The sequence below is a fragment of the Fundidesulfovibrio magnetotacticus genome (assembly GCF_013019105.1).
GTDB lineage: Bacteria > Desulfobacterota > Desulfovibrionia > Desulfovibrionales > Desulfovibrionaceae > Fundidesulfovibrio > Fundidesulfovibrio magnetotacticus.
The window spans coordinates 75,135-88,179 of sequence record NZ_BLTE01000001.1 but is presented as its reverse complement, the minus strand read 5'-3'; the positions used below and the strand labels follow the sequence as shown (position 1 = coordinate 88,179).

The 13,045-nt window shown below is 65.5% G+C and carries 10 protein-coding genes; all 10 read left to right on the top strand.

Translation table 11 applies throughout. From position 1 onward, the window contains the following. The first annotated feature begins 65 nt into the window (after nucleotides 1–65). The 10 genes from dnaG to NNJEOMEG_RS00335 all read left to right on the top strand — a co-directional run bounded on the left by dnaG (nucleotide 66) and on the right by NNJEOMEG_RS00335 (nucleotide 13,033). On the top strand, nucleotides 66–1,832 hold the full coding sequence (gene dnaG / locus NNJEOMEG_RS00380; protein WP_173080225.1) for a DNA primase: 1,767 nt from the start codon (nucleotides 66–68) through the stop codon (nucleotides 1,830–1,832). Next, nucleotides 1,829–3,601 (top strand): RNA polymerase sigma factor RpoD, encoded by a 1,773-nt coding sequence (rpoD, locus tag NNJEOMEG_RS00375; protein WP_173080223.1) that lies wholly within the window; start codon nucleotides 1,829–1,831, stop codon nucleotides 3,599–3,601. The genes dnaG and rpoD overlap by 4 nt, the downstream gene beginning before the upstream one ends. A gap of 347 nt (nucleotides 3,602–3,948) precedes the next feature. Beyond that, on the top strand, nucleotides 3,949–4,227 hold the full coding sequence (locus NNJEOMEG_RS00370; protein ID WP_173080221.1) for an EF-hand domain-containing protein: 279 nt from the start codon (nucleotides 3,949–3,951) through the stop codon (nucleotides 4,225–4,227). Between the two features lie 212 nt (nucleotides 4,228–4,439). Then, a complete protein-coding gene (locus NNJEOMEG_RS00365; RefSeq protein WP_173080219.1) occupies nucleotides 4,440–6,239 on the top strand; it encodes a caspase family protein in 1,800 nt (599 codons plus the stop codon). Nucleotides 6,240–6,399: 160 nt separating this feature from the next. Further along, complete coding sequence (locus tag NNJEOMEG_RS00360; protein ID WP_173080217.1) at nucleotides 6,400–7,284, top strand: hypothetical protein; 885 nt, start codon at nucleotides 6,400–6,402, stop codon at nucleotides 7,282–7,284. A gap of 34 nt (nucleotides 7,285–7,318) precedes the next feature. Further along, nucleotides 7,319–8,266 carry a zf-HC2 domain-containing protein gene (locus NNJEOMEG_RS00355; RefSeq protein WP_173080215.1) on the top strand — a complete coding sequence of 316 codons (948 nt, stop codon included), beginning with the start codon at nucleotides 7,319–7,321 and terminating at the stop codon, nucleotides 8,264–8,266. Between the two features lie 67 nt (nucleotides 8,267–8,333). Beyond that, a complete protein-coding gene (locus NNJEOMEG_RS00350; RefSeq protein WP_173080213.1) occupies nucleotides 8,334–10,484 on the top strand; it encodes a caspase family protein in 2,151 nt (716 codons plus the stop codon). Between the two features lie 76 nt (nucleotides 10,485–10,560). After that, nucleotides 10,561–11,232: a hypothetical protein gene (locus NNJEOMEG_RS00345; RefSeq protein ID WP_173080211.1), complete on the top strand. Its 672-nt coding sequence runs from the start codon at nucleotides 10,561–10,563 to the stop codon at nucleotides 11,230–11,232. A gap of 55 nt (nucleotides 11,233–11,287) precedes the next feature. Continuing rightward, nucleotides 11,288–12,178, top strand: a complete 891-nt coding sequence (locus tag NNJEOMEG_RS00340; protein WP_173080209.1) for a S1C family serine protease — start codon at nucleotides 11,288–11,290, stop codon at nucleotides 12,176–12,178. 54 nt (nucleotides 12,179–12,232) lie between these two features. Next, nucleotides 12,233–13,033, top strand: a complete 801-nt coding sequence (locus NNJEOMEG_RS00335) for a caspase family protein (protein WP_173080207.1) — start codon at nucleotides 12,233–12,235, stop codon at nucleotides 13,031–13,033. Nucleotides 13,034–13,045 lie beyond the last annotated feature (12 nt).

Below are 13,045 nucleotides of genomic sequence, written 5' to 3'. Positions count from 1 at the left end.
GCGCCCGGGGCTTGCCCCCGGCGGAAACGGACTTAGCTTGAGCCCAACCCAAACCACGGCGGAGCATGAAAAGCGACCCGCGGGCCATCCAGGCCCTCAAGTCCAGAATGGGCATCGCCGATGTGATCAGGCGGTACATGGCGCTCAAGCCCGCGGGGTCGCGGCTTGTGGGACTGTGCCCTTTTCACAACGAGAAGACGCCGTCCTTCTCCGTGAATCCGGACAAGGGCGTCTTCTACTGTTTCGGGTGCCAAGCCTCGGGCGACGTGATCGATTTCTACTGCCGTATCAACGGCCTGGACTTTCGGGAGGGTTTGGAGCAATTGGCCCGTGAGGCGGGCGTGGCCCTGGCGGACTACAAACCGGACCCCAAGGAGGAGCAGCGCCGCAGGCAACGCCAGGCCGGCGCGCTCATGCACTCCCTGGCCCGCGACCACTACCGAGAACGCCTGCACGGCCCCGAAGGCGCTTCTGCCCGGGAATATCTGGACCGGCGCGGCGTGAGCCCCGAAATGGCGGAACTCTTCCAACTGGGCTACGCCCCGGCGGACTACCACGGCCTGGAGGGACTTCTGCGGCGCAAAGGATATCGGGAACAGGACGCCGTGGAGGCGGGGCTGCTGGTCCGGGGCGACGACGGCCGCGTCTGGGACCGCTTCCGTGACCGGCTCATGTTCCCCATCCACGAGGTTTCGGGCAAGGTCGTGGCCTTCGGCGGCCGGGTGATGGGCGAAGGGGAGCCCAAATACCTCAACAGTTCGGATTCGACGGTCTACAAGAAGGGGGAGCACCTCTACGGCCTGCATCAGGCCAGGCCCCACTTCACCAAGGCTGGCCGGGCGCTCTTGACCGAGGGCTACCTGGACGTGATCGCCCTGCACCAGCACGGCTTCCGGGAGGCCTGCGGGGTACTGGGCACGGCGCTGACGCCCCAGCAGGTGAAGCGGCTCACGGGCTTCGTGCGCCATGTGGCGCTGGTGTTCGACGGCGACGCGGCAGGGCTCAAGGCCGGTCTGCGCAGCGCCCGGATGCTTCTCGCCCAGGGCGCCGAGTGCCGGGTGGCGCTCATGCCCCAGGGCGAGGACGCCGACAGCCTGCTCAAGGCCGGGGGCGCGCGGGCTTTCCAGGCCTGCCTGGACGAGGCCCGCGACGGGATTGATTTTTGCCTCTCCACGGTGCGCGCGTCGCGCTCATCGAAAGAGGTGGTGGACTGGGCCTTGGAATTTCTGGAGGAACTTGCCTCCGACGCCGTGCGTGCGGCCATGCTCACGCGTCTGGCCCATGGCCTGGGCGTGGGCGAGCACGAACTGCGCAACCTGGCGGCGCGGCGCGGCGCGCGCCCTCGTCAGGGCCGCGAGCAGGGCGGCGAACAGGGCAGAGGGGGCGAAGGGCCCAAAGGAGCGCCCGCAGGCGGCAAGGAGCGCGCCCCGAGCGTCGAGGCCCGCGCCGACGCCCAGGTGTTGGAATTCGCCATCCGTTGTCCGGATTTCCTTCCGGAAATGGAGCGGTTTGGAGTGTTCGAGACCCTGGCCACGCAGAGGGCCAGGGCTTTCTGGCGTCTTCTGGCCAGGTACGGGCAAAGCGACGTGCTGCCCTACCTGGACGAGCGCCAGAAGCGTTTCTGGGGACTATGCGCCAGCAAGGACCCCCTCCCCGAGGAGGAGGCCCGGCGCTGGTGGGAAGACATAACGGCCCACGCCGACAAGGTGCGGGCCGAAGAGCGCAGGCGGGAGCTTATCGAGGCCATGCGGGTGGCGCGCGACAGGGGCGACTCCGAAGAGGAGAAGCGCCTCATGGCTGCATTCAGCGAGCTTGTGGGGAGGAATCAGTGAGCAACATCAAGGACATCCAGCAGATCAAAACCCTCATCGCCAAGGGCAAGGAGAAGGGCTTTCTCACCTTCGAGGAAGTCAACAAGGCCTTGCCCACGGAGTTGTCCGCCAATCCGGACCAGATCGAGGAAGTGATCTCCATTTTCGACTCCATGGACATCGCCATCGTCGATTCCGAAAAGGAGATGCGCAAGATCGAGGTCATGCCCGCCGAGGGCGAGGAGGCCCCCGAGGAGGGCGGCCTGGAACTCACCGAGAGCGAGGACGCGCTGGACTACTCCTCGCGCTCCACCGACCCCGTGCGCATGTACCTGCGCGAGATGGGCGCGGTGCCGCTGCTCGACCGCGACGGCGAGGTGAACATCGCCAAGAAGATCGAAAACGGCGAGATGGACGTGCTCTACGCCCTCGTCGAGGTGCCCGTGGCCCTGGAAGAACTCATCCAGGTGGGCGAGGACCTCAAGCTCGGCCGCATCAAGCTCAAGGACGTGGTGAAGACCATCGAGGAGGACGACCCCTCCGAAGACGAGATGAACCAGCGTTCGCGCGTCATCCTGCTTCTGGACGAGCTCAAGGCCATCTTCAAGAAGCGCCGCAAGGTGTACTGCAAGCTCGATTCCTGCGCCTGCCTGGAGCGCCGCGTGGCGGGTGTGCAGCGCGAGATCATGGCCTTCAAGGACGAGGTGGTGAACCGGCTGCGAGACATCAAGCTGGAAAAGACCCTCATCGACCGCGTCATCGAGACCGTCGAGGACTACGTGCGCCAGATGCACAACTGCCAGCGCGACCTCTCGGCCTACATCCTCTCCACCGGGCGCACCCAGTCGGAAATTCAGAGCCTCTTCCAGCAGCTCGAAGCCCGCGACATCAACCCCATGGTGGCCGCCGAATCCCTGTCCATGACCGTGGAGGAGGTCTTCTCCTTCAAGGAAATGATCATGGCCAAGATGGAGATCCTCCACCGGCTCCAGGACAAGTGCTGTCACCACGTCTCGGACCTGGAGGAAGTGCTCTGGCGCATCAAGCGCGGCAACAACGCCGCCTCGCGCGCCAAGCAGGAGCTCATCCGCGCCAACCTGCGCCTGGTGGTCTCCATCGCCAAGAAGTACACCAACCGCGGCCTGCAGTTCCTGGACCTCATCCAGGAGGGCAACATCGGCCTGATGAAGGCCGTGGACAAGTTCGAGTACCAGCGGGGCTACAAGTTCTCCACCTACGCCACGTGGTGGATCCGCCAGGCCATCACCCGCGCCATCGCGGACCAAGCCCGCACCATCCGCATCCCCGTGCACATGATCGAAACCATCAACAAGCTCATCCGCACCTCCCGCTACCTCGTGCAGGAACTCGGGCGCGACCCCACCCCCGAGGAGATCGCCGAGCGCATGGACTATCCGCTGGAGAAGGTGAAGAAAGTCCTCAAGATCGCCAAGGAGCCCATCTCCCTCGAAACGCCCATCGGCGACGAAGAGGATTCCAGCCTGGGCGATTTCATCGAGGACAAGAAGGCCCTGGCCCCGGCCGAAGAGGTGGTGAACACCAAGCTCATGGAGCAGATCGCCCGCGTGCTCTCGGACCTCACCCCCCGCGAGGAGCAGGTGCTGCGCAAACGCTTCGGCATCGGCGAGAAGAGCGACCACACCCTCGAAGAGGTGGGCAAGCTCTTCAACGTCACGCGCGAGCGCATCCGCCAGATCGAGGCCAAGGCCCTGCGCAAGCTGCGCCACCCAGTGCGCAGCCAGCACCTGCGCAGCTACTACGAAAGCTAGACCCGGGCCCTGCGCCCGAAACGACGACGCCTTTCGGGGCAAACCATCGAAAGCGCCGGGCGGCCGTGGCCGTCCGGCGCTTTTTCGCGCGCTTCGAGTGCTGCGACAGGGCCAGTCCAACCTGGCGGCACGGCCGTAACGCAACAGCGTCCGCCGGGCGGCTTGGCCTCTGCCCCTGGGACGAGGCCTCGTTGGACTCGCGGTCACAGGAGGCCTTCCGTCCGGGACCGTGGGCAGGGCAGCGCGACGCAAGAGGCGGTTCCGCGACGACGTAACCGCATCCTCCGCGCGCCCGACTCCCGGCAGAGCGCCGCATCTCGCGGCGCAAACCCCAAGGAGTCACACCGATGCGTTCCCTCTTCGCCCTCGTTGTCGCGGTCTGCACATTCGTCGTCTTTTCGCCGCCCGTTCAGGCCCAATCCACGGGAAAGCACCCCCTCTTCGACCGCCTGGACGCCGACAAGGACGGCTACCTGACCAAGTCGGAAATCCAGAAGCAATTCCCCTCCTTCACCAACGCCATGTTCGCCCAGGCCGACGCCGACCGCGACGGCAAGCTCTCGCTGGGCGAATGGCAGCCATTCGTGCGGGAGATGAAGGCCCGGCGGCAGGCGGGCGGGCTCTAGGCGTTCTTGAGGCTTGCGCGGCCACGTCCGGATTCCGGCGATGGCCGCGCGGGCCGCGTCCCGGTTCCGTGGGGCCATCCTCTTTGTTCTTGCAGTCCGCGCGGGAGGGCCGCCCTTGTTGCCGCACTCATGGGGGCGACACTTCGGTTGGCGATTGACAGGGCGGCTACCTTTCAGGAAAACGGTTCGGCAATGCCTGGGGGGAGTTTGCCATGCGCCGTACGTCCTGTCGTAGCCTCGTTCGCCTCAACCGTATGGCCTGTTTTGCCGTCCTGGCCCTCGTGCTGCTCACGCCTCTCGCCGCCCACGCCGGGGTAATCATCCAGTCCAAGGACGGCAGCGACGCCGTCACCTACGCGGGCAGCCACGCGCTGCTCATCGGGCAGGCGGCGTACAAGGGCGGCTGGGCGCGGTTGGACTCCGTGGCCGCCGAGCTCGAGCAGGTGGGCGAGGCCCTGAAGCGCCAGGACTTCCAGGTGGAAACACTCAAGGACGCCGACGCCGCCACGCTGCGCGCGAAGATCAAGGACTTCATCGACCGCAACGGCTACACCAAGGACAACCGTCTCCTCCTCTACTATTCCGGCCACGGCTACAGCCGCAACAACAACCAGATGGGCTACATCGTTCCCGTGGACGCGCCGCTGCCCGAGAAGGACGAGCGGGGCTTCCTGAGCAAGGCCGTCTCCATGAACCAGGTGCAGACGTGGTGCCGGGAGATGGAGGCGCGGCACGTGCTCTTCGTGTTCGACAGCTGTTTCTCGGGGACCATTTTCAAGTCGCGCGCCAGCGGATTGATGCGGGACGTCATCTCCCAGAAGGTGTCCAGGCCCGTGCGCCAGTTCATCACGGCGGGCTCTGCCTCGGAGACCGTTCCGGGCAAGAGCGTGTTCACGCCTTTCTTCGTGCGCGGCATCGACGGCGCGGCGGACCTGGACAAGGACGGCTACGTCACGGCAGCGGAATTGGGCATCTATCTGCAGAAAGAAGTGCCGGAGGCCTTCCGGGGACAAACACCGCAATACGGCAAACTGCAGGACCCCGATTTCGACGAGGGCGAGTTCGTCTTCGCCCCGGAGTCTTTGCGCGGCCAGGTTGAACAACAAAAGAAATACTACAGGGAATTCCTCCAGCGCCAGGCAGAACAACTGGCGATTTATAACTGCAAGTGGATGATCGCCGGGCTCATCTACGGATTCGACAGATGGCACAAGGACTATCTTTTCGAGCCGGAGTCCGATTTCGGTGAGATGGCGCGCGCCGCCTTCAACCTCAAAGGATTCGTCAGGGATCAGTTGATCTACGACCCCGAGAAAGGGGTGGCGTACTGCAGCGGCCATGTGGTGCTGCCGGACAAAATCGGCCACAACTACAAGGACGGCCGAGTGGACGGCATCGGGTTAGGTACTGCCAGAACGGAGATGATGTACAAGATCAATGCGATGAAGGTTGCTGTTCAGGGCGCCTATTGGGAGGCGCTGGAAGCTGTCGGAAAGATCAATGCTAATTTTTACTGGCTAGACCATTCCGCACCAGTATTCGACGAAAAGTCGAACCTGCTCAACGATATCGCCCAAAATCTTGGAAGGTTTCAGGTCGTCCCAGGTGAGTCTTGGAAGGAATTGCGCTCGCTTTATATTGCGGCCTGTTTCGGATTGACGCTCGATGCCCGGCCTGATCTCTGTTACCGAGGCCATGGGGCGCTGGAGGAGGTCTTGAAGGAGCAACAAACGGCCTATGGTTCCTACTGGGATGCCATGCGCGACATTAACAAAATGGTTTCCGGCGCGCGCATCCCCCCTTACGTTCTGGGTATTCACATGCGAGACTTCGACATTCACGCTCCCAACAGGACATGGGGGTGGGATGAGAACGGCAACACATTCATGCGTCTCTACGTGGACCTGTCATCCCTGAAAAGCCGGTTTGGCGAAGACGTGACGGAAGCGCTCTGGTCCGCGAAGGAGAGCAGTCTGGTTGAAGTTGTTGGTCGCGGCGCGAACAGCGATTAGACCTTCCGCGACGGTCAACATATGCATACTGTTTCGGTATGCATGTTCCGCCTTCAGGTCGCACGGCCCGCCTAAGTGCGCATGCCTCTTGATTTATTTGCGCTTGCCGGATAGATATTTCACAATGCTTTGGACTTTCGATTCGTGAAGTATGGATTCCATGCCGCATCAGCAAGCCTCCGGCCTTTCCGGGCAATTCTACGCGCACTGGGCGCTCCTGCAGCAGGAAGCGCGGCGGCGCTTTCCGCGTCAGGAAGCCCTGGCTGATCTCGCCCTCACCTACCTCCACGAAAAATGCTCCGAGAACGACTGGCGGCGGCTTAAAGAATTTCAGGGCAACTGTTCCTTCAAGACCTTCCTGCGCGCCGTGGCCGTCCGCCTTCTGGAAGACTTCGCCCGCGCGCGCTTCGGTCGCCGCCGTCCGCCCAAATGGCTTCTCCTGAAGGGCGGTTTCTGGGAGCGGCTCTTCCGTCTGCTTTGCCTGGAAGGCCTGGGCCGCCAAGCCGCCGTCGAAACCTACGACGCCCTCTCGCCCGGCGCACCCGGCCGCCGAGCGCTCCTGGATGCCTGCACGGCCATCCTCGAGAACATCCCGGACTGCGGTTCGTCGGCCCCGCGCGAAACCTCCCTGGACGACGCTCCGGAACCTCCCGCGCCTTCGGAACCTTGCGCCCACCAGCATGACCCCGAGGACATCCTGGCCATCCGCGAGCGCGTAGCCTTCCTCCAGGCCTTCCGGCTCTGCCTGGATCTGCCCGGAGAGGACGGCCCCGACCCTGACCCGGAGTTTGCGCGCCGCGTGCTGGAAACCATGCGCCCGCGCCTGGAACTGACCGCCGAGGAGCGCCTCTTCCTGCGCCTGGTCCACCAGGACGGGCTGGGCGTCAGCGAGGCCGGGAGGATGCTGGGCCTCGGGCAGGACCAGGCCCACGGACGCATGCGGCGGCTGTTGGGCCGGATCAAGGTCAAGGTGCGGGAAGTCCTGGAATCCCTCGGCGTGTCTGAACATTCCATCGAGTTTCTGCGCATCCTGGGGGTGCCGTGACGACAAATCCCGCACGCCCAGTCCGTCTGGGATCATGGAAGCGATGAACACCATGCTCTACACCCTCTGGAACCGTCTGCTGCGCCTCGCCGGGCGCTCCCCGGCGCAGGCGCCCGTCTCCCGGGAGGAAGCCGCCCTGGCCGGTCTGGCCCTGCTGGCCGCAAGGCCCCAGGCATGCGGCACGCCCTGTCCCGACGCGGGAAGTCTGGCGGCCCTGGCGGAAGGGAAGCTGCACGGAGCCCCGAGGGATGCGCTTCTGGAACACCTTGAGGGGTGTCCCGACTGCCGAGGGCTCTGGATCGCGCTTGCGTCCGGGGCGCACGCGCCTAGCGCAGAGTCCGCGATCCATGAAGCGGCGACTTTCCGGCCCCTGCGCTGGCTGGCCATGCCAGCCGCCGCGGGGGCGGCGGGGCTGGCGGCCTTCCTGCTGTTCTGGCCCCAGGCGGGGGGCGAGCCGGACCCTGCATTCCAAGCCTTCCTGACGACCGCCTCCGGACGGATGGTGGCCAGCCGGGGCGCGGAACCCGGGCCGCCATACCTCCGGGGGCTCCGGGACGATGCGGCGGCTGCGGCCCTCCCCGAGCGCTCCCGGGCTTTTGCGGCCGGACAGTGGAGCGTGTCGGCCAGTCCTCCGGAAGGCGGGGAGGGCGCTCCCAGAGCGTGGCTGCGCGCTCCGGACGGCAGGGCGGACCTGCAGGCCTGGGCCTCGGCGGGCTATGCGGACTATTTCGAGCTGGGACAGTGGCTGGCACTGCGCCGCCTGGGCTGCGAGGGCCGGGTGCACCTGAGCGCCGGGGAAAGCCAGGAGGCGCTTTCCGCCCTGGCGCGCATACTTGCCCGCGTGGAACGAAGGCGTCCGGCTTCGGACCTGGACAAGGCCGCGCTGGGCGCGTTGTCCGCCTGCGTCGGGGCGGGCCCCGTCGATTGCATATCCCTGAATCGCTGTTCGGAAGAACTTGAGGGCAAGCTTTTTGCGAAGTGACAGCGACAATCTTTGATCCGGTGTCCGTCCACGCAGACAGGAGACACCACCAGGGAGAGACGAAGCCATGAAGAACGTCACGAGAAACCGCGAGGCCGGTCTGATCGTTGCGGCCCTGCTCCTGGCGGGCTTCCTCGCGGTGACGGACCTTGCCCACGCGCGCGGCCACGCGCTGCTCATCGGCATTGATTCGTACCAAGGGACGGGGTTCTCCGATCTCAAAGGGGCTGGCAACGACGTGGCCCTCATGCGCGCGGTGCTGCTCACGCCGCGTCTGGGCTTCAAGCCCGAGGAAGTGACCGTCCTGCGCGACAGCCAGGCCACCCACACCGCCATCCGCAAGGCTCTGGAAGAACTTGCGGCCAAGGTCGGGCCGGACGACCGCGTGTACATCCACTACGCGGGTCACGGCTCGCGCACCTGCGACCTCAACGGCGACGAGGCAGGACGCGAAGGGCTCGATTCCACCCTGGTCACATACGGTTCCCGGCCGCCCGCCACCTCGCCGCCGTCGGCGAAGCAGCAGTGCGACCCCGCGTCCGCCGCCGACGCCAAGGTGGACCCCAACGCCTCCATGGACGCCTACGACCTGCTCGACGACGAACTCAACGAACTGCTCGGCCTGATCGCGGCCCGCTGTCCCAATGTGGTCTTCGTCTCCGATTCCTGCCACTCGGGAACCATCACCCGGGGGGCGGAGTCCCTGCGCACGCGCGGCGTGGCCATGGACGCAAGGCCGCACCCCCTGGGCGCCCGCAGCTACAACCAGGCCAAGGCCTCCTGGGTGGCCATCGGCTCCGCCCGGGACAAGGAGGCTGCCTCCGAATATCACGACCGCGAAACCGGCCGCCAACAGGGTGCGTTCACCTGGTTCTGGGCCAAGGCCCTGGAGACAGCCTCCCCAACGGACACCTGGAGGGACGCCTTCCGGCGCGCCTCGGCCATGATGGCCAACGACGGCCTCCGGCAGCAGCCCCGGATGGACGGCGACGGCTCCCGACCGGTCGGCGGCGGGAGCGCCGCACAGGGAAAGCCTCGCTACTGCGTGCTGTCCGTCTCCTCGGACGGGACCACCGCCACCATCGACGCGGGCGCCCTGCTCGGCATGACCAGGGGCAGCGTGCTGCGCAAGGCCGGGCAGGACCCGTCCCAGGGCACGCTGACCATCACGGAATTGGATGCAACCGGGGCCGACGGAACCGTCCAAGGGGCGTTCAAGCCGGGCGACCTCCTCGAGATCGACCGCTACATGCCCTCCGCCAAACCTCTGGCAGTGTACCTTCGCGCCGATCTGCCCCAGGACAAATCCGCCCTGGACGCCCTGCGCAAACATCTTGAACGGAACATGCCGGCCGTGGAAGTTGTGGAGAGCCAGGCGGCCGCCGATGTTGTGCTGTGGATCCTGCGCCCCAAACAGGACGCGTCCGGCAAGCCCGTCTACGCCCGGGAGGGCGACAGCCTGCCCCAGTCCTTCGAGGACGCCCAACCCCAGTGCTGGGTTCTGAGCCCCGACGAGATGTTCAGCGCCGACCAGGGGAAGCTGCACTACGCCCTGGACGGAAAAGGGCAGGCCGATCTTGTGGAGTCCCTGGGCAAGATCGTGCGCATGCGCGGCTTGTTGAGCCTTCAGGGAGCGCCCGGAATGCCCGCCTCGGTGAACGTGAAGGTGCACGTGTTCGTGCCGCACCTCGGCCCTGCCGCGGTGTCGCGGGATTGCACGGAGTTCGTGGAATTGGACGGCGCCATCTGGAAACGGACCATGACCGTGAACCTGGCCGATCTGGCGGCCGTCCGGCGCCCGGCGGGCAAGACGGCACTGCTCTTCGAGGCCGAAAACCTCACGGAGCTCCCGCTGCATTTCTATGTGATCAACATCAGCAAGAGCGGGCAGGTGCTCGCCGTGCCCTTTGACCGCGGTGCGATGAATCCCACCGACACCATCCATCAGATCCAGCCGGGCCAGACCAAGATGTTTTGCCGTGGCGGCCTGTATCTCACCGAGGCAAAGGAATACGTGCGCGTGCTCACGAGCAGGGAACCCGTGGACGTGCGTCTGCTGGAACAGGGCGCGCTCCGCTCGGCAAAGAGGGCTGTCCCCAATCCGCTGGAAACCCTGTTCGAGGTCAGCTCCGGCAAGCAAAGCACGCGCGGGTTGCCTGCGGGCGGCACGGGGGCCGCGGAGTGGTCCACCATGCTTGGAGAGTTCGTGGCGGAGTAGGGATCGGCCCCAATCAACATCAACCCATGGAGTATCGTTAATGCAATTCCGTGTGTCTCGTATCGTGGTGTCTCTGATGTTGGCCCTGGTCCTGGCGGCCCCGGCCGCCATGGCCCAGGACAAGAATCCCAACGCTTCCGAAGATAAAACCGCCAAGGTCTCCGACGAGGCCAAGCGCCTGGAAGCCCTGGCCATGGCCGCGCAGCTCGCGGAGTATGGCCGGGCCAACCAGTCCGCGGTGGCGCTGCTTACCGCCGCGCAGATCATGAAGAACACTCCCGTCACCGAGGCCACGAAGGCCAAGACCACCGAAGGCGAGGGTAAGGGCGACGCCAAGGGCAAAGGCGAACTGGACACCCCCGAGAAGCTTCTGGCCGAAGCCAAGACCCTGGCCAAGGGCAACGCCAAGCTGATCGAGGTGATCGAGCAGGAGATGAAACAGGGCTCCACCCGCCAGGTCGTGAACGGCCCCATCCGCATTTTGGAAAACGTGAAGGCCGGCTATTCCGACATCTACAAGGAGTTTGTCTTCAAGGGCAACGAACGCGCCGGGGTCCTGGTGATCGGTGACGGCGACGCCGACATCGACCTCTTCGTCTACGACCAGAACGGCAACCTCATCGGCAAGGACATCGACAGGACCTCCCGCTGCCTTGTGGAATGGTCGCCCCGCTGGCAGGGACCCTTCACCATCAAGATCAGGAACCTCGGTAATGTCTCTTCCAACTACCTGATGTACATTCCGTAATCCCGTTGGCGGGCGCGGCCACAAGGCCGCGCCCGCGCCTCATCCCGGAGTTTTCATGCGTCATCTTCTGTTCGCCGCGTTCTTGAGCGCCGCCTCGATCGGCCTTTCTCCAAACATCGCTTCGAGCGCCCAACCCGCCCCCCCGGGTTCGGTCACCGTTTCGCGCCAAGCCCTGCCCTCGGTGGTGGGCATTGCCGCCAACCTCTCGGAGGAGCGCCCCCGATCCAGGGGCGGGCAGGACCAGGAAAAGGATCAAGCCCTGAAGCGCTTTTTTGAGGAGTTCGGCGACAGCTTTCCCGAAGAGCGCGACCTTTTCGCTCGCAAGGCCAAGCCCCAGGCCCCGGAAGGAAAGAACTCGCCCCAGGCCCCGGAAGGAATGAACTCGCCCCAGGCCAAGCCCGGAAAGGTGGACCCCAAGGATCTACGCGTCTTCGGTTCCGGCTTCTTCGTGGCAGACACCAACCTCGTCGTCACGGCTGCCCACGTGGCCGGAGAGTTCAAGCGCCTCTATGTGGTCACCCAGGACCAGACCGTGCTCCCCGCCGCCGTGGCCGTTTTCGACGAGCGCACCGACCTGGCCGTGCTGCGCGTGGAGACCGACAAGGCCTTCAGGGGCCTCGCCCTGGGGGACAGCCTGGACATCGAGGTGGGCGAGCCCGTGCTGGCCATGGGCAACCCCTTCGGGTTCACCTTCACCGTCACCTCGGGCATCGTGAGCGCCAAGGGCCGCAGGCTCGATCAAAACGGCCCCGGCATGATCCAGACGGACGCCCCCCTGAACCCGGGCAACTCCGGCGGCCCCATCGTGGACATGCAGGGCCAGGTGGTGGGCGTAAGCCATGCCATCCGCAGCGCCGCGCGCAAGGGCGAACAGGGGTTCTCCATCGGCCTGGGCTTCGCCGTGCCCGTGGAGCAAGTGAAGGAGATCCTGAAGAAGGCGCGTTGATCATGGAATGAAACCGTCAGCGCAGCATGGACGGTGCTGTGAAGGAGTCTTCGCATGCGTAGGGTCAATCTGCTTGTATCTGTCCTGTTGATGCTTTGCGCTCTCACCATTCGTCCCGCGCTGGCGGGAAAGGCCGTCAAGATCGGGGACACGCCAGGGCGGGCTCTCTACGTTCTGAGCGTTGGCGTGGACAAGAGCGGCGAAGCCTCCCTTGAAGCCGCCGAGAATGACGCCCGGGCCATGCTGACCCTCCTGGAGGCGCAGCGCGGCGGCGTGTTCGCCAATGTGGACGGGCGCGCCGTGCTGGGCGGCGACAAGGCCGCCGTACTGGACGGCCTGCGCTGGATCGCCCAGGCCCCCGCTCCTGGGGACCTTGCGGTGGTCTTTCTAGCCGGATACGCAGCGCGCGCCTCCGACGGCACGGCCTGGTTTCTTCCTTCGGGGGGGACCATGAAAGAGGCCAGGACCACCGGCCTCTCCTTCGAGGAAATCGTGCGCGCGCTGTGCGGCGTCAAAAGCGACGTGCTGCTGGTGGCCGACGTCTGCCACGCCGGAGACTTCGCGCGGCAGGTCGCCCGGGTCTGCGGCGGTCGCGAGCAGGGTTTCGCGGCGCTCCTGGCCAGCACCTCGGATCAAATGGCCGTGGAAACAAAGACGCCCAGCGTCAACGGGGCGTTCACGGCCGTGCTTCTGGAAGGGCTCTCCGGCAAGGCGGTCCGCCCGGGCGCTGAACAAGTGACTTTCCTGGACGTCGGAGCCTACGCCGGACAGCGCCTGAAGGCCCTGGGGATGAAGCAGACGCCCGTGCTCCTGAGCACCGGGCACGTCGATTTTCCCCTGTCTCAGGCGAAGTAGCCGGTGTGCCGT